This is a genomic window from Enorma shizhengliae (assembly GCF_009676995.1).
In the GTDB taxonomy this organism is placed as follows: Bacteria; Actinomycetota; Coriobacteriia; order Coriobacteriales; family Coriobacteriaceae; genus Enorma; species Enorma massiliensis.
In genome coordinates this window covers 122,547-140,368 of record NZ_VTFZ01000005.1, presented here as the reverse complement: position 1 = coordinate 140,368, position 17,822 = coordinate 122,547, and the positions used below count along the sequence as shown (strand labels likewise).

Here is a 17,822-nt window from a genome sequence, read left to right as displayed (position 1 = left end):
ATCTCATGAAAGTCATTCTTCTTGGTGAGATCAAGGGCAAGGGTGGCGAGGGCGACATCGTAGACGTCGCTCAGGGTTACGCCGAGAACTACCTTTTCCCGAAGAAGCTCGCCGTTGCGGCGACGAAGGGCGAGCTGAAGCAGCTCGAGCAGCGCCGCAACAACATCGCCAAGCGCGAGGAGAAGCGTCTTGCCGACGCCAACTCGCTCAAGGCGAACCTCGACGGCAAGCAGGTTACTGTTGACGTCAAGGTCGGCGACGAGGGCATCCTCTTCGGTTCGGTTACCGCCGCCATGGTTGCCGACGCCGTCAAGGACCAGCTCGGCGTCGAGATTGACCGCAAGCGCGTTGAGCTCGGCAAGCCCATCAAGGTTGCCGGCGCCCACACCGTGGCCATCTCGCTCTACCGCGAGATTCGCGCCGAGGTCGTCGTGCTCGTTGGCGTGACCGCCGAGGAGCTCGCCGCGGAGTCCGAGACTGCTGAGACCGAGGCTGAGGCCGAGGCCGAGGTGGCTGAGGAGGCTACCGAGGAAGCTGCTGAGTAGCAGACGCTGCAGCAACAGCGCTCACCACGCCCGCTGCCGGGGGTTCTCGGCGGCGGGCGTTTTGCGTCATGCCGCGAGGCGGTGAGTCGGGCGCATCGGAGGCGCGCATCTCGGCGGCTGCGGCTTCACCGGTTCGAGCGCCCGCGAAGCTGCCGTTCGCGCGGAACTCGGATGGACGGGGCGGCTCCTTAAAAGCTCGCGTGCGCAAACATTCAACATTCAAGAAAAGGTTGAAAGTTTCTCTTGACAAATCGAGAGAGTAAGAAATCAACAGGTCAACGGTTGAAAACTCAATATGAGCCAGATTCGATAGCAAGTTTTTCACAAGCCTTAATAAAGAGCAGACGGTATCGCGTACGGTGGTTATCCTGCGCAATGTATAAAACAACGCCAACTACCTGCACGTTCACTAAATACACAAATATGTATGTGTAATAGAACGGCAAAAAGACGGTAAGAAGTGAATAACAGCAGGTAAAGAGTATAGCTGTTGAAAACTCGGTATGATGGGCCTGTCGAATTGTGGAAAATGTTGAAAACTGGTATTCCCGCTGAAAGCCGGGGCAGGGTTGTCCACATCTGGATGTGGAAAGAAAAAGGTGCAGAGAGCAGGGGAACGAGCCCTCTGCTCGGCAGCGGAATACTCTACCATGGGTGCTCGTAGGTTATCTGCTGGGCGGCGTTTTGCACGTCGCCTCGTGTTCGAGAAAGGCATGAGCGTGTCGCCGAATGATTACGCCCCCCTTGCCGTAGACCGTGGGGCCCATCAAGGCCTTCCCAATAACACCGAGGCCGAGGCCAACGTGCTCTCCGCCATGCTGCTTTCGCCGGACGTGGTGGACGATGCCATCTCCGAGCTCCGGATCGACGACTTCTATCGCCCCGCGCATCGCGAGCTCTTCGTTGCGATGGTTTCCATGAACGAGCGGGCCATTCCCATCGATTCCATTTCGGTGGTGGATTTCCTCGCTTCTGAGGATAAGCTGTCTGCCGTGGGCGGCGAGGCGTACATTCTCGAGCTCGTGGGCAACACCATCTCGCTTGCCAACTGGCAGCACCATGCCGAGATCGTGCGTCGCGACTCGCTCCTCCGAGAGCTCATCAAAGCCGCCGGACAGATCAGCGAGCTTGCCTACGATGCGCCGCTCGATGCGAAAGAGGCTGTCGACCAAGCCGAGAGCCTCGTGCTCAAGATTACGGACCGCGAGGTGTCGAGCGCGTATCGCTCTCTTACGGACTTCATGATCGAAGCCTACAACGAGGCGGCCGAGATTGCGGCGGCCGGCGGGCAGGCACACGGCGTTGCCACCGGCTTTCCGAGCCTCGATCGCTTGTTGCTCGGCATGCGCGAGGGCCAGCTCATCATCTTGGGCGCCCGTCCTGCCGTTGGTAAGACGTCCTTCGCCCTCAACCTTGCGCTCAATGCGGCTGCCGACGGTTGCACCGTGGGCTTCTTCTCGCTCGAGATGAGCGGAAAAGAAATCGCGCAGCGTCTTATCTGCGCGCATGCAGCGCTCTCCATCTCCGATTTTCGCACGGGCCGCATCTCGCCCGAGCAATGGGCGAACATCAACGAGGCTACGCAGGAACTTTCGAAGCTCGATATCCTTATCGACGATACGCCGGGCACCACCATCACCGAGATTCGCGCCAAGGCGCGCCGCATGCTCCACAACAAGGAGCGGGCCGTCATCATCCTCGACTACCTGCAGCTGGTGAGCCCCCCGGCGGGTCGTCGTGCCGAGAACCGCGCGGTCGAGGTCTCGGAGATGAGCCGTGCCCTCAAGATTATGGCGAAGGATCTCGGCGTGCCCGTCATCTCGCTCTCGCAGCTTTCCCGTGCGGTCGAGAGCCGTACCGGGAAACGCCCCCAGCTTTCTGACCTGCGCGAATCGGGCTCGATCGAGCAGGACGCCGACATCGTCATGTTTCTCGACCGTTCGGCCGACGAGCAGGAGGCGTCGCGCGACGACCGCCCGGACGAGGGCGTGACGCGCGTCATCGTGGCGAAGAACCGTTCCGGCCCTATCGGCGATGTGGACCTGGCGTTCGTGCCCGCATCCACGAAGTTCTATGAGCTTGATGGGATACATGGCGAGGGCTAGCCTGAACGCCTGTTCCGGTGGATATAATAGTGCCTGTTGTATAGTGCGCCGGGCTCCTGCGTTGGCCTATGGGCTGGCGAGCGGGCTGGGTGCGAGGGCGCTCGACACGGTACGGGTTGAGTAGCCTGATCGGTGAGGAGTAATTCATGAGCTCGACAGTGCTGGTTGGAACCCAGTGGGGCGATGAGGGCAAGGGCAAGATCTGCGACCTGATTGCTCGGGACTTCGACTGCGTCGTGCGGTATCAGGGCGGCAACAACGCGGGGCACACCATCGTGGTGGGTGATCGCAAGTACGGCCTGCACCAGGTTCCCTCGGGCATCATGTATCCGGAGTGCATCTCGGTGATCGGCAATGGCTGCGTGGTCAACCCCAAAGTGCTGCTCGAAGAGATCGATATGTTCGAGGCCGATGGCATCTCCACGGCCAACCTCAAGGTCTCGGGCAACGCGCACGTCATCATGCCCTACCACATGGACCTCGACGGCGCCTACGAGGCGCTCCTCGGGTCTCACAACATCGGCACCACGAAGCGCGGCATTGGCCCGTGCTATCAGGACAAGATGGCGCGCATTGGCCTGCGCATGCAGGACATGCTCGACGAGGCTACCTTCCGCGACAAGCTCGCACGCGTCCTTGACCGCGTGAACCCGCAACTGGAGAAGATCTTCGGCCTGCCCACCTACACGGTAGACCAGATCTGCGATGAGTATCTGCCCATGGCCGAGCGCCTGCGCCCGTATATCTGCGAGAGTTCCCGCCTGCTCAACGATCTTATCGAGGAGGGCAAGTCGGTGCTCTTCGAGGGTGCTCAGGCGACGCTCCTCGATATCGACCACGGTACCTATCCGTACGTTACGTCGTCTAACTGCACCGCTGGCGGTGCCGTGACCGGTTCTGGCGTGGGCCCCGGCAACATCGAGCGCGTACTCGGCATCATGAAGGCCTACATCACCCGCGTGGGCTCTGGCCCCATGCCCACCGAGCTGGCATACGAAACCGATGCCGGCCACACCCTCACCGAGGAGGGGTACGAGTACGGCGTGACCACCGGCCGCCGTCGTCGCTGTGGCTGGTTCGACGGCGTGATCGCCAACTACTCGGCTCGCGTGAACGGGCTCACCCATATCGCGCTCACCAAGCTCGACGTGCTTTCCGCGTTCGATACCATCAAAGTCTGCGTTGCCTACGACTGCGATGGCGAGCGCTACACCACGGTGCCGGAGCACGAGGCGGCGTTTGCCAACGCCGTGCCGGTTTATGAGGAGCTGCCCGGCTGGAAGTGCGACATCACGGCATGCCGTTCCTTTGACGAGCTGCCGCAGGAGGCGCGTGATTACGTTGCGCGCATCGAGGAGCTTGCCCATGCCGAGGTTGCGTTCGTGTCGGTTGGCCCCGATCGCGAGCAGACCATCAACCGTTCCTGGAAGTAGGGGCGCCGCGTCGCGAGTGCTTGAAAACACGAATATGGTCGCCGGGGGAGGGGCCGTGAACAAGTTCGCCATCGTTTTGGATAGTGCCGCCGATCTGCCTGCTGCATTGGTGGAGAAGTACGACCTGCGCGTGGTGCCGCTGCACGTCGCTTTCGGGACGACGGAGTATGCTGACGGGGTTGATATCAAGATCGAGGAGTTCCTCGATAAACTCGAGGCGGCGGAGAACCTGCCCATCACCTCGCAGCCGGCGCCGGCAGATTTCCTTGACACGTACAACGCCCTTGCCGACGAGGGCTATACGGAGATCCTCTCCATCCACCTCTCCGCGGCGCTTTCGGGTACCTACGAGACTGCGCGTGCCGCTGCGGCCCATGTTGCGAAGCAGCGGGGCATTCGCATTGAAGCATTCGATTCCCGCTCCGCTACGGTTGGCCAAGGGGCAATGGTGCTCGAGGCTGCTTGTATCGCCCGTGCCGGCGGCACGCTCGACGAGGCGCTCGAGCGCATCGCAAACGTGCGGCGCACGCACCGCATCTACTTCATTCCCGATTCGCTCGCAAACCTGGTGAAGGGCGGGCGCGCCAGCAAATTGCAAGGCATGGCCACCTCGCTTCTGAACCTCAAGATCGTGGTAACGCTTACCGAGACCGGCGCGATTGAAGTGCTGCACAAGGCCAAGGGCATGAAGAACGCGGTGAGTTACATCGTGGACCTCATGGCCGAGCAGTCCCGCGAGATGGGCCCGCTTGTGTACTATAAGCTCCATACCAAGGCCTATAAAGCGTTGGAATTCATGGATCAGGCGCTCGATAAGACCGATGCCTCGCTGCGTTTCCTTACCATGGGGACCATTGGCCCGACCATCGCCACGCACGTGGGGCTTCGTGCCGTGGGGCTCTTTGCATACCCGGAGGAGTTCCACAATCCTGAGCTCGACGATATCGCCGAGTACCTAACGCCGTCGTTCTAAGGGCGAGATGGGGTTCATTTTGGGACGGGGTCAAAATGGACCATGTTGCTTATTCGCCCCGCTGACATGCTCCAAGCCTCGCCGTTACAAGGAGGAACCATGACCGAGACCACCAAGACCATCGACATCCTGCTTTTGGGAAGCGGCGGCCGCGAGCATGCGCTCGCGAAGAAGCTTGCCGAGTCTCCGCGCTGTGGAACGCTCTACATCGCGCCGGGTAACGGAGGCACGCTGCAGGAGGGTGTGAACGTGGCGCTTGCCGAGGACGATCCGGAGGCGGTGGCCGCCTTTGCCCGCGAGGAGGGCATCGGGCTCGTGGTGATCGGTCCCGAGGCCCCGCTCGTTGCCGGTGTTGCCGACGCCGTGCGCGCGGCTGGTATCGCCTGCTTTGGGCCTGGCGCCGAGGGTGCGCAGATGGAGGGCTCCAAGCGCTTTTCGAAGGAGCTCATGGAGCGTGCCGGCATTCCCACGGCAGCGTACGGCTCTTTTACCGACGAGGAGGCGGCGCTCGCCTATGTTCGCGAGCAGGGTGCCCCGCTCGTGGTGAAGGCAGATGGCCTGGCAGCTGGTAAGGGCGTGGTCGTGGCTACCGAGCAGGGCCAGGCTGAGGAGGCGGTCCGCGAGTGCTTTGCCGGAGCCTTCGGCGATGCGGGTTCCACCGTGGTCATCGAGGAGTGCCTGACCGGCCCCGAGTGCTCGCTTCTGGCCTTTACCGACGGCAAGACCGTGCGGCCCATGGCTACCGCCCAGGACCATAAGCGCGCCCTTGAGGGCGACCGTGGCCCCAACACGGGCGGCATGGGCGTGTATAGCCCGGTGCCCATCGTGACCGACGAGGAGCTCGCCGTCATGAAGCAGGTCATGGTCGATACCGTGGCCGAGCTCGCTGCGGAGGGGATTGACTACCGCGGCTGCCTGTACGGCGGGTTCATGCTTACGCCAGAAGGGCCCAAGGTACTCGAGTTCAACGCGCGCTTCGGCGACCCGGAGACCCAGGTGATTCTGCCGCGCCTGGAGAACGATCTGGTAGATGTCATGCTCGCCTGCGCCGAGCAGCGCTTGGACGATGTTGAGCTGTCTTGGCGCGATGAGTGGGCCGTGGCCGTGGTCCTCACGAGCGCGGGCTATCCGGGCAGCTACGAGAAGGGCAAGGTTATCACCGGCGTTGAAGATGCCGATGCTTTGGACGGGGTGACCGTCTACCATGCGGGTACCGCGGTGACCGATGCGGGCGAGCTCGTGACGAGCGGTGGCCGCGTGCTGGCTGTTACAGCGCTCGGGGATACCTTCGAGGCGGCTCGCGATTTGGCCTATGCTGCCTGCGAGAAGATTGACTTCGAGGGCAAGACGCTCCGCCACGATATCGGTCTCAAGGCGCTCCGCGGTCGCGAGGCGTGGGGCTAGGTGAGGTGAACGCGGCGGCTGCGCTCCGCCCAGCTGCTCTGCCCGTCCTAGTAAAACCGTTCACCATCGTGCCGAGTGCGGCCATTTGGTCGCACTCGGCACTTTTGTGAACAATTGGCTGGCCCGCCCGTCCGGAAGCGCCGCGGGGTGCGCCGCGATTGGCCCGCCCCGGAGCAAAAGTCCCGCCAAAGGATCGGATTTTCATCGATGGGCCGGATAGACCGCGCCGCGGGCTCAAGGGAGTCGCAGGTCAGGGCGCCGCTCCCATGCCGGCTACCGCGCGTGCGCCCAAAAATCCGATCCTTTGGCGGGACTTTTACGTGGCATCGCGCGCGTCGGGGCGGTTTTGCGATGAGCGGCCGCCCGGAGCAGGCGCTTGGCTGGGACTATCGGGTGTTGAGTGCATCCATCCAGGCGATTGCGGCCTGGTATGCCTCCATGCCTGCGGGGTTGGTTACATCTCGGTCAAAATCATGAGGGAGGTAATAGGCGCTTTTCATGCGCGCGTGCGCCGCCTGGCGCGAAAGCTGCTTGGACACGCGATAGGGGACGTCTTCATCGCCGGTACTCGCTGCGATGAAGAGCGGCGGAAGCGCCGCGAGGTCGTCGGCGGAGAGGGACCAGGACGCGATGGAACGTTCGGGGGTGGTTCCGTCGAGCCCCATGAGGGCGAGCCATGCCCCTTCATGCTGGCGCGCATAGACGTACAGTGCGTACCGGAGCGCCTTTGGCCCCGAGGTTGGAGCTCCACCGCGCTCTACGATGCGCTCTACCTCGCCGAGGGAGACCTCCGGTAAAGCCAGATAGGCGCTTGCGGGCTCGGAGACCCAAGGCTCGCCCAGGTTGTAGTAGCCATAAAAGCTCATGATACCAGCGGGCTGCGGAAGGTCTTGGTCGCGCAGCCTGATCTCGTGTGCGAGAAGCAATGCGAGGTACGCGCCTGCCGAGCGCCCAAAAAGAAGATAGTCGATGCATTCGCCGCGCTCGATGGGCCCTGCGACCTCGGTGCGCCAGGTTTCGTAGAGGGCGTCGACGATATCCGGCAGCGCGGTCTCGGGTGCAAGGGGGTAGTCGGCGCACACGAGCGTGGAGCCCGCGTCGGTGATTGCCCGGACATAGGGAGAGGGCAAGTCGTCGCGCTCTCCGTAGACCAGGCCACCGCCGTGCAGGTAAAACACGATGCGCCGCGCATCGTTTGAAGCGGTCGGGCGATATACGGTAACGGGGCAAGCCATAGCCTATCCTTTCTCAATCAAAGAGGCGCCGTGTCGAAGGAACGCTTGAATCTCAGGAGTGCCGTGCTGGGGGCGTCGTACCGGAGGGAAGCCGCACCGAAAGGGCACCGTGCCGAAGGGCACCGTGCCAAAGGGTAGCGCGCCAAAGGAGTAAACCCTCGAAAGGACGCTGCTCCGGCGGGCGCCGCCCCCGGCCGCTTGCTGCGCTTGGAGCGGCAACTCCGCGGCGCTAGGAATCCTTGCGTAGCGTGTAGATCTTGTCAGCCAACACAACCTGCAGGTAGTCGTCGGGGTCGCGAACGTCAACACCGTAGATCTTCCGCACGCGCTCAACGCGGTAGCGCACCGTCTTGGGGTGCAGGTACAGCTGCTCGGCGGTCTTGGGATAGCTCATGCCGTTCGCACAGAGGCTCACGACCGTCTGGAACAGGTCGGGGGCGTCTTGATGCAGCGTGCTGAGGCGGGGGTCAATATACGTGTCGAGCTGCGACGGGTCGTCCACGCCCAGTAAGAGCTTGTATAGGCCCAGATCGTCGTAGCGAACCTCAAAGTCGCCCTGCGTCTCATCGAAGAGCCGGTATGCGTTCATCACCTCGTTGTTGATGGCTGGCAGCGAGTATCGGTCGGTGGCCGAGCTGATCACCGCGAGGTGCGTGAAGAGCGGGAGAATCGAAGAGTTGTGCAGGTCGGCGAGAACGTTCCGCACGGTGTCGAGGGAAAAGCCCGAGTTTTCGCTCCGCACGTTGTGCAGAAAGACGATGCGGTCGCCGTTCACGAAGTACACGATGCCTGGATAGGATGCCCGCAGGCTCCGACGCAGGGCTTGCAGCAGTTCGTCGATGCGGTCGGCATCGATGGGATCGACTACGCGCGTGCGTACGAGCAGCGCCTCGTACAAGGGGTACCGATCGATGCCGAGCAGCGCAAGCGCGGAGTCTATGCGCTCGTGCGAGCCGAAGCGATCGAGCAGCAGGTCGTGCACGGTGTTGTTGTTCTGGTAGAAGAGCTTTTGCTTGATGGCGTTCTGCTTCAAGATTTCCATCTGCAGCAGGCTCACGATGTTCTCGACGGTCATGGTGTCGAGCGGCGTGAGCTCGCGGTCAGCGTTATGGATGATGAGGTAGTAGTCCACCCCATCAGAGCTGGGTATGCGCACAGCGAGTGCCTGAACGGTCTGCGGTTGGTGCGAGGCGCCGAACCCCTTGTCGTAGAAGAGTTTCGCATCGAAGTAGGCGTGCGTCTGGTAGGCCTCGGGCTCGCGCCTGTTGAACGAATAGCCGGTGAATTCGGTGAGTGTCTGCTCGGTGCCGGTGCGGCGGTCGCGCACGGTATCGAAGTATGTGACCTCTGCATGCAGGGCGTTTTTGAGCGGGCTCAAGATATAGGGTATTGACGGCTGCTTGAGCGCAAGCGCCATGAGGTGCTTGTGCACGTCGAAGAAGCGATTGAGCAGGGTAAGGTTTGAGTCCAGGATATGCCCCAGCACGTCGAGCAGAATGGACTCGTATTTAACCTGCGGCGCGAGCTTGATGAGCGGCAGGTCGAAATCGTCGCAGAGCTCGATGATGCGCTCCGGGGCCTCAACCATAAGGCGCTCCGGCTTGAACACCAGAGCGCCGATGCCGATGGAGCTCATGGTGCGGAAGAACATCACCGTCTCGCTTTCGGAGAGGTGCTCCAGCGCGTAGAAGCTCGAGATGATGAGCTGGCCGCGTTTGCCCCAGTTTTCGATATCGATTGCCTCGAGCACCATGGCGCCGGTGATCTCGTTATCCATGCCGGTCTTACCGGCGATGATGCTCGCTCCTTCAAACGATGGGAGCAGCAAGATCTCTCTCACTATCACGGGGAGCCTCTTTCCACAGCCTCTCTTTCAGTATACGAACGCGCTGCAGCAGGTCATTTCCGCTCTGGATAAAGAAACGGATGTTTTCCTATCCTCCTCGCCAATGAAAAGAAAAAGCCCAGATGATTCAATGCGAGGGTGTAGGGGAGGGCCGTCACCCGGGAAGACGGTCGCCCCTGATCCTTCAGGAAGTTGCAGAAAAGGAGGAGACGATGCTCAAGACTGTGGTCAAGCCAAATTCGTATCAGGACTCCATCAACCTGATGCTGCTGACCAACAAGATTAACACCCTCGACGGTGTCATCCAGAGCCAAATCATGATGGGCACCGACGCGAACAAGGATATCTTCTTTAACGCTGGCCTGCTTACCGATGAGGCCAAGGCTGCGAACCCGAGCGACATGGTCATCGTCGTCGAGACCGACGACGAGGCCGTGGTAGACACCGTACTCGCTGAGACCGAGGCCTTCCTCGCCGACCTTTCGGTCAAGAAGGAGGCCGCCGGCGGCCCCGCTGAGGCGACCAGCTGGGAGGAGGCCATCGCGCAGTTGCCCGACGCCAACATGGCGCTCTTCTCCATCCCTGGCGAATATGCTGCTCCCGAGCTTGAGCGCGCGCTCGACCTGGGTCTCAACGTGTTCAGCTTCACCGACAACGTTGCGCTCGAGGACGAGGTTCGCCTGAAGCAGAAGGCGCACGAGAAGGGCCTGCTCTTCATGGGTCCCGACTGCGGCACCGGTGTTATCTCGAGCGTGCCGATCGCCTTCACCAACGTCATCAACCCGGGCAACATCGGCATCGTGGGCGCTTCCGGCACGGGCATCCAGGAGGTCACCTGCATGATCGACCGCTTGGGCGGCGGTTGCGTGCACGCCATCGGCACCGGTGGCCGCGACCTCAACGAGAAGGTCGGCGCGGTGACGGTAAAGGACGCCATCGTGGCGCTCGAGCATCACGATCCCACCGACGTCATCTGCGTCATCTCTAAGCCGCCTGCGCCTGCCGTGCGTGATGAGGTCGTTGACCTGCTGGAGAAGTGCACCAAGCCGGTCGTCGCCATCTTCATCGGCGAGAAGCCCGAGGCGCATCAGGGCAAGGTCTACCTCGCGCACACGCTTGAGGAGTGCGCGCGCATCGCCGTCGACCTCGCGAACGGTGCCGAGGTTAAGAAGAACTATCTCGAGCCGCTCAACCTTACCGTTGACGAACCGCTCGGCGCCGACAAGACCGTGATCGGCCTGTACTCCGGCGGCACCCTCGCCGGCGAGGCTGCCATGATGATCACCGAGGCACTCGACCTCGGCGAGATCATCAAGGAGGACGGCTACATGCTGCGCCATGGCGGCTACGACGTGATCGACCTTGGCGACGACGTGTACACCCAGGGCCGCCCGCATCCCATGATCGACCCGGACGTCCGCATCAAGATGATGCGCGATTATGCCGCTATGGACACCACCGGCGTCATCGTCTTCGACTGCGTGCTGGGCTACGGCTGCCATCCGGATATGGCCTCCGCGCTCGCGCCCGTCATCGCCGAGTGCAAGGCGGCCGCCGCGGCCGAGGGTCGCGACCTGCACTTCGTGGGCACCGTCGTGGGCACGAGCCACGACCCGCAGGACTACGAGCGCTCCATCAAGATCCTCGAGGACGCTGGCGCCATCATGGAGGAATCCAACGCCATGGCCGTCCGCGCCGCGCTTGCCATGAAGGGCGTGGAGTTCACCGAGGAGGACCGCGAGGTCGTGCCGTATGAGGTCAAGGACGACTCGCCTCTGCCCGAGCCGAGCGAGGCCGTCATGGAGCTTCTCACCACCAAGCCGCGCGTGATCAACGTGGGCGTGGAGAGCTTCAACGACCCGCTGCGCGCCTACGGTGCCAAGAGCGTCCAGTACACCTGGAAGCCCATGGCCGGCGGCAACAAGCGGATGATTCACCTGCTCACCGAGCTCGCCAAGGTCGAGGGTATCGACGAGGCCAACGAGCGCATCTGCCAGCGCTTCAAGGAGAGCCAGCCGCAGCTCGTGGACGTCGTGGTGGCCAAGGACGTCATCCCCGAGCTCAACCGCGAGAAGAAGACGCTCCTGCATGCAGGCCCCCCGATCACCTGGGAGAACATGCAGGGACCCATGCGCGGTTCGTGCATCGGCGCTGCGCTCTTCGAGGGTTGGGCTGAGACGGAGGAAGAGGCCGTCAAGATGCTCGAGGCCGGCGAGGTCGAGTTCATCCCCTGCCACCACTGCCATGCCGTAGGCCCCATGGGCGGCATCACCTCCGCCAACATGGCCGTGCTCAAGGTCGTGAACCTTGCGGACGACACCACCGCCTACTGCACCATGAACGAGGGCATCGGCAAGGTGCTGCGCTTCGGCGCGTACAGCCAGGAGGTCGTCGACCGCCTGCACTGGATGGCCGACGAGCTCGGCCCCGTGCTCTCCAAGGCGCTCAAGCTCTCCGATGGCGGCATCAACCTCAACGTGCTCATTGCGCGCGCCATCACCCAGGGCGACGAGTTCCATCAGCGCAACATGGCCGCGACCCTGAATCTCCTCAAGGAGCTGGCGCCGCTCATCGTGAAGACGGATGCTTCCGAGGACGCCAAGGAGCGCGTGATCCAGTTCCTGGCCGACACTGATCAGTTCTTCCTGAACATCATGATGGCCATGGGCAAGGCAATCGTTGACTACGTGCGCAAGGACGAGGAGGGTTGCGTGGTCTCGACCATGACCCGCAACGGCTATGAGTTCGGCGTGCGCGTGACCGGTCTCGGTGACGAGTGGTTCTGCGCTCCGGTGAACACGCCCATGGGCCTGTACTTCACCGGATTCACGGCTGAGGATGGTTGCCCCGACAACGGCGACTCCTCCATTACCGAGACCGTGGGCGTGGGCGGCATGGCCATGGTCGCGGCGCCCGGCGTGACCCGCTTCGTTGGTGCCGGCGGGTTCGAGGACGCGCTCAACATCTCCAACGAGATGGAGCAGATCTGCGTCGAGCACAATCCCAACTGGTCCATCCCCACGTGGGACTTCAAGGGTACGTGCCTCGGCATCGATATCCGCAAGGTCGTGGCCACGGGCATCACTCCGATCATCAACACCGGTATCGCCCACAAGAAGGCGGGCATCGGCCAGGTAGGTGCCGGTACGGTGCGCGCGCCGCTCGCGTGCTTCGAGAAGGCGCTCGAGGCGTACTGCGCCAAGCTCGGCATCGAGTAGACGGGCGAGGTTGCTATGGGCATCACCTCTGTGAGCGACTACGCATGGGGTCACCTGCCGCAGCACGCGACGGGAACGGTGCACAGCGTATTCTCTTCGAGCTTGAATGTTGAGCTCGACGGGCTGCTGCTGCATCTGGGGAGCAGCGACGCGCCGCTCTCCTGCCTGGGTGCGAACGTCGACGCAGAGGAGATGCCCGCGCTCGTGGGTTCCGCGGTGCAGGGGGACCGCGCCGTCTTTCGCGATGGGGTTCTGCGCATCTACAGCCGTGCGCGGGTGAGTGAGCTCGAGCTCTCCGCCGCGCCGGTGCGCTGCATGCGCGTCCCCGAGCTTGCCGGTGCGTTCCCGAACGATATCGATGCCGCCCTGCTGCGCGAGATCGGTGCCCTCGGCCTTGCCGACCGCACCGGGCTGCCGTGGCCGGATCGGTCGCGGAGCGCCGTGTCCGAGCTCGCTCGATTCTCGGCCATGTGTCGTCGTGTGCTTGACAAGGGAGAACGGTCTTGCGGCGATGCGCAGGTTGAGGCTGCGGAGCGTGCTATGCACGGAGCCGTCGAATACCTGGTGGGTAGGGGCCTCGGCCTCACCCCGTCGGGCGATGACGTGCTCATGGGTTTTGGCACGGCGCTTCGTTTCCTGTATTGCGGGGACGTTTCGAGTATGGCACAAGCCTTTTTCGAGACGGTATCAAGTGTGGTTCCCGGTAAAACCACCGCGGTGAGTGAGGCATATTACCGGGCCATGGGGGAGGGGTACGCAAACGAGGACTACCTCGATCTGCTCGCCGTAGTGCGCGCGATGGACGAGCAGGCGCTCCCCGATGCGCTGGCACGGGTGCTCGAGCTCGGGCACACCTCGGGGGCCGACAGCCTCCTGGGTTTCGGCGCGGCGTTTTGTTGTTTGTTGTAAGCCGGGCTATCTCGGCTTTGTTGGAAAGGAAGGCATAATGGCAGAAGTCAAGAAGAAAATCGACCTGACCGTCCTCATGTTGATTTCTATGGCTCTTGCGGTCATTGCCGGTCTCGTCGTTGGCGAGCCCATGACCCAGCTCCAGTTCATCGGCGATATCTTCTTCGCCCTCATCCAGATGTCCATCCCGATCTTCGTGCTGGCCACCGTGGTCAAGTCCGTGGGTGGCCTCACCCCGCAGACGCTTTCCGGTATTGCCGGCAAGGGCGTCATCATCTTCATCGTATCCTCGGGTATCGCTGCTGCGCTCGGCATTGCCCTCGGCGTCATCTTCCAGCCTGGTGCCAGCGCTGGCACCGATGCCGTCATGGCAGCTGCCGGCTACGACGGCGAGGCTGTTGAGATGATGACCATCCAAGACACCCTCACCGGGTTCTTCGGTACCAACATCGTGGCTTCGCTTGCTAACGGCTCCATGATCCAGATCATCATCTTCGCCGTCGCCCTCGGCCTGGTCATCAGCTTCTGGCGCCAGACCCACGACGAGTGCAAGCTCTATGACATCATCAGCGAGACCTCCGACCTGCTGCTCAACATCATCCGCGGCGTCATGACGATCGCTCCCATCGGCATCTTCTGCTACGTTTCCTCCATGGTCGCCTCCGTGGGCATGACCGTTCTGGTTCCGCTGGCGAAGTACTTCCTCGTGATGGCGTTCGGCATGGTCATCATGTTCGTTGCCTACTGCATCATCTGCGGTGCTTACTGCAGGGTGAACCCGGTCAAGCTGGCCGGCAAGCTGGTCCGCACGCTCGTGACCGCCTTCACCACCATCTCTTCTGCCGTGACGCTCCCCACCGCTATGGAGGATGCCAAGAAGAAGATCGGCATCCGCGAGGACGTCTGCGACGTGCTTCTGCCGCTCGGCGTGCCGCTGAATTCCAACGGCGTGGCCATCCACATGACCGTGGATGCCCTCTGCATCGCCCAGCTCTATGGCATCGCGTTCGGTCCTTCTGACTTCCTGACCTGCTGGCTCATCTGCACCATGATCTCGTTCGTGAACGCGGCAACCCCGGGCGCCTCGCTCGTGTCGCTCACCATGATGATCCCGGCGCTCGGCCTGCCCATGGAGGCCATCGGCATCTTCGGCGGTCTCGAGTACCCCACCGGTGCCACCCGCACCCCGCTGAATGTTACCGGCGACGTGTTCGCCGCCATGCTCGTGGCCGGCCCCGACGGCATCGATCACGACATATTCGACGGCAAAAAGGAGTATCAGGAAGCTGCCTAGCGCGTAGCTGCTGTATCTAGCGAGGGCGCCGCGCACACGTCTCCTCTTGGCGACGCCCTCCGCTTATCGCGGGCTTTGCCCGCGGTGCCTTGAGTGTACCAAGGTTGGTCCCCACTCGGACCTAAAAGCCTTGTGCTGCATGCCTACGGGCTGCAGCCGCCCGGGATGTCCCCTTGGCCTTCCGGGTGTGTTTCATCCGCCTACGTGGGGAAGAGTGGTTTCCCCGGGGATGTGATTCTATGACAACCGAATCTGTCAACCCACCTAAGCGCTTTAAGTACAACGCAACGCTCGCCATCGTGGTCGCCATGGTCGCCGGATATATCGTCGGCGTTATTGGCGGGGAGAGCCTCTCCCAGATCCAATTCATCGGTGACGTCTTCTTCAGGCTCGTACAGATGGGCATCGTTCCCTTCGTGATGTGCACCATCATCGAGGCAGTGGGCGGCCTCACCGCGCGCGATCTCTCCGGTATCGGCGTCAAGGGCATCGCGTGGTTCGCAGGGTCATCGATCCTCGCCGCCTCTTGCGGTGTCGCCGCGGCGACGATTTTCCAGCCGGGTGCCGGCCTTGCCGACGCGGCCCTGGTCCAGGAGGCGACGTACGATGCTTCCAGCACGACCGCTGTCACTGTTCAGGATACGATTACCAACTTCTTCAGCAGCAACATCGTTTCATCGATGGGCGCGGGTGCCATGGTGCCTTGCATCGTGTTCTCCATCGCGCTCGGCCTGGCGATCAGCTGGTGGCGCAGCAACCATGAGGGCGAGCCTTGCCCTGTGTTCGATTTCATCGCGCAGTTTGGCGAGCTTCTGCTCGTCGTTATTCGCGGCGTCATGACCATCGCGCCCATCGGCATCTTCTGCTATGTGTCATCGATGGTGGGGCAGCTCGGCCCCGAGGTGTTGATTCCGCTCCTCAAGTACCTCCTGGTGCTCGGAGGCACGGTGTTCGCATTCCTCGTACTGTGGATCATCGTGGTGTGCGTGCGCTGTTCGCTCAGCCCTGCCGTGCTCATCCGCCACATCTGGCGCATGTCCTTTATGGCGATCGCGACCATATCCTCTGCGGTGACCCTGCCGGTCGAAATGGACGATGCCAAGAACAAGATTGGCGTTCGCGAAGATATCGCGGACCTCGTTCTTCCGCTTGGCATGCCGCTCAACTCAAACGGCGCTTCTATCCACCTCGCGGTGACGGCCATCACGATCGCGCAGATCTACGGCATGACCTTCGGTGGGCTTGACTTCGTATTCCTTACCGTGATCTCGACCCTGCTCTCGCTGGCAAACGCTGTGGCGCCGGGTGCGGACATCGTGTCTCTTACGATGATCGTCCCGCAGCTGGGGCTCCCGCTTTCGAGCATCGGTATCTTTGCGGGGCTCACGTATCCGGTCGGTGCGATCCGCACCATCCTGAATGTGGACTCCGATGTGTTCTGCGCCATGATGGTGGCAGCGGGCGAGAAGGACGGTATTGACCGCGACGTGTTCTACGGGAAAAAGGCGCTCGAGAAGTAATCGAGTGGACTGCCTGATTGCGTATCGCGCGTTGCATCGCCTGAGCTGGCGGACGTACACGCCATGTCGTCCGCCCGCTTGTGCCAAGGTATCAAGCTCTGTGCTCGATGTGCGGGCACGGGCGTATCGTAAGGAGGCTTTCATGCTTGTTACTCGTGACGAACTCAAAGAACTCATGAAGAAGAAGTTCATGGCCGCCGGCATGCATGAGAACCATGCCGACGACATGGCAGAGGTGCTCGCGTGGTCGAGCGAGCGCGGCCTGCACAGCCATGGCGAGGTGCGCGTTGAGTACTACACCGAGCGCATCTCCAAGGGCGGCATGACCATCGATCCCAAGGTTACGTGGACGCAGACCGGACCGTGTTCGGGCATTCTCGACGCTGACAACGGCTGCGGTTACCCCTTCGCGATCGAGGGTATGCAGAAGGCCATCGACATGGCCAAGGAGAACGGCATCGGCTTCGTGGGCGTGGCGAACGTCTCGCACACCGGCGCGATCGGCTATTACACCGAGATGGCCGCCAAGCAGGGCATGATCGGTCTTTCCTGCACGCAGTCCGACCCGATGGTCATCCCGTATGGCGGTGCAGAGCCGTTCTACGGCACGAACCCCATCGCGCTCGCGGCTCCTACGGCCGACGACCGCATCGTGAGCTTCGATATGGCCACGACCGTGCAGGCGTGGGGGAAGATCCTCGACGCCAAGAGCGCCGGCCGCTCCATTCCCGAGGGCTGGGCGGTTGACGAGGACGGCAGCCCGGTAACCGATCCGCACAAGGTGAACGCGCTGGTTGCCATTGCCGGCCCCAAGGGCTATGGCCTCATGATGATGGTCGATATCCTTTCCGGCGTGCTGCTCGGCGTGCCTGCGGGCAAGCACGTCTCGTCTATGTACCACGACCTTTCTGAGGGCCGCCGTCTGGGTCACCTCAATGTGGCGATCAACCCCGAGTTCTTCTGCGGTGCCGACGAGTTCCGCGCGCACATGTCCGAGGTGCTCGACGAGCTAAACGCCGTCAAGCCGGGCGTGGGCTTCGATAAGGTGTACTGGCCTGGTCAGCGCGCTCAGATGCGCATCCAGGCCACCAAAGATGCCGGAGGCATCGAGATCGTGGATGACATCTACGATTACCTTGTTTCCGACGACCTGTATCGCCATAGTTGGGACCACAAGAACCGCTTTGCCGAGTAGCAAGATCACGCGTGCGAGGCACGAGATGTGCTGTTGCGATGCCGCCGACGCTTGCGCCGCAGGCGGGCACCTTAGCGTCGTGTGAGGCGCGCTGCGCATTGCATTGATTTGGTGCCGATTGGAATCGCACTGCAGCGCGATTCGC

General features: G+C 62.2%; 13 protein-coding genes. 10 read left to right on the top strand and 3 right to left on the bottom strand.

Going from position 1 to position 17,822, the window contains the following annotated elements; translation table 11 throughout:
* Positions 1 to 5 precede the first annotated feature (5 nt).
* Positions 6 to 545, top strand: a complete 540-nt coding sequence (rplI, locus tag GJE22_RS05230) for a 50S ribosomal protein L9 (protein WP_144688194.1) — start codon at positions 6 to 8, stop codon at positions 543 to 545.
* Here rplI and GJE22_RS05225 read toward each other — a convergent pair.
* Complete coding sequence (locus tag GJE22_RS05225; protein WP_144688195.1) at positions 523 to 939, bottom strand: hypothetical protein; 417 nt, start codon at positions 937 to 939, stop codon at positions 523 to 525. The two genes, rplI and GJE22_RS05225, sit on opposite strands and share 23 nt — an antisense overlap.
* Before the next feature lie 319 nt (positions 940 to 1,258).
* Between GJE22_RS05225 and dnaB the strand changes: the two genes are divergently transcribed.
* The 4 genes from dnaB (at position 1,259) to purD (ending at position 6,460) form a co-directional block, all read left to right on the top strand.
* Positions 1,259 to 2,650, top strand: coding sequence for a replicative DNA helicase (dnaB, locus tag GJE22_RS05220; protein WP_019128690.1), 1,392 nt, complete (start codon positions 1,259 to 1,261; stop codon positions 2,648 to 2,650).
* Between the two features lie 146 nt (positions 2,651 to 2,796).
* Entirely contained in the window at positions 2,797 to 4,083 is a 1,287-nt protein-coding gene (locus GJE22_RS05215; protein WP_144688196.1) for an adenylosuccinate synthase, read from the top strand.
* A gap of 55 nt (positions 4,084 to 4,138) precedes the next feature.
* The gene (locus GJE22_RS05210) at positions 4,139 to 5,056 is read left to right on the top strand and encodes a DegV family protein (protein WP_144688197.1); all 918 of its coding nucleotides are present in this window, start codon (positions 4,139 to 4,141) and stop codon (positions 5,054 to 5,056) included.
* Between the two features lie 99 nt (positions 5,057 to 5,155).
* Positions 5,156 to 6,460 carry a phosphoribosylamine--glycine ligase gene (gene purD / locus GJE22_RS05205; RefSeq protein ID WP_144688198.1) on the top strand — a complete coding sequence of 435 codons (1,305 nt, stop codon included), beginning with the start codon at positions 5,156 to 5,158 and terminating at the stop codon, positions 6,458 to 6,460.
* A 386-nt stretch (positions 6,461 to 6,846) separates the two neighbouring features.
* Here purD and GJE22_RS05200 read toward each other — a convergent pair whose 3' ends face one another.
* Both GJE22_RS05200 and GJE22_RS05195 read right to left on the bottom strand, forming a co-directional pair.
* The gene (locus tag GJE22_RS05200) at positions 6,847 to 7,695 is read right to left on the bottom strand and encodes an alpha/beta hydrolase (RefSeq protein ID WP_144688199.1); all 849 of its coding nucleotides are present in this window, start codon (positions 7,693 to 7,695) and stop codon (positions 6,847 to 6,849) included.
* A 229-nt stretch (positions 7,696 to 7,924) separates the two neighbouring features.
* Positions 7,925 to 9,541, bottom strand: coding sequence for a PucR family transcriptional regulator (locus tag GJE22_RS05195; RefSeq protein WP_144688200.1), 1,617 nt, complete (start codon positions 9,539 to 9,541; stop codon positions 7,925 to 7,927).
* A gap of 212 nt (positions 9,542 to 9,753) precedes the next feature.
* Between GJE22_RS05195 and fdrA the strand changes: the two genes are divergently transcribed.
* From fdrA to allD, 5 genes are all read left to right on the top strand, one after another.
* A complete protein-coding gene (gene fdrA / locus GJE22_RS05190; RefSeq protein WP_144688201.1) occupies positions 9,754 to 12,759 on the top strand; it encodes a bifunctional FdrA/YlbE family protein in 3,006 nt (1,001 codons plus the stop codon).
* Between the two features lie 15 nt (positions 12,760 to 12,774).
* Positions 12,775 to 13,668, top strand: coding sequence for a DUF2877 domain-containing protein (locus tag GJE22_RS05185; protein WP_144688202.1), 894 nt, complete (start codon positions 12,775 to 12,777; stop codon positions 13,666 to 13,668).
* A 37-nt stretch (positions 13,669 to 13,705) separates the two neighbouring features.
* Positions 13,706 to 14,962: a dicarboxylate/amino acid:cation symporter gene (locus GJE22_RS05180; protein ID WP_144688203.1), complete on the top strand. Its 1,257-nt coding sequence runs from the start codon at positions 13,706 to 13,708 to the stop codon at positions 14,960 to 14,962.
* Positions 14,963 to 15,201: 239 nt separating this feature from the next.
* Positions 15,202 to 16,482 (top strand): dicarboxylate/amino acid:cation symporter, encoded by a 1,281-nt coding sequence (locus tag GJE22_RS05175; RefSeq protein ID WP_144688204.1) that lies wholly within the window; start codon positions 15,202 to 15,204, stop codon positions 16,480 to 16,482.
* Positions 16,483 to 16,624: 142 nt separating this feature from the next.
* Entirely contained in the window at positions 16,625 to 17,677 is a 1,053-nt protein-coding gene (gene allD, locus GJE22_RS05170; protein ID WP_144688205.1) for an ureidoglycolate dehydrogenase, read from the top strand.
* Positions 17,678 to 17,822 lie beyond the last annotated feature (145 nt).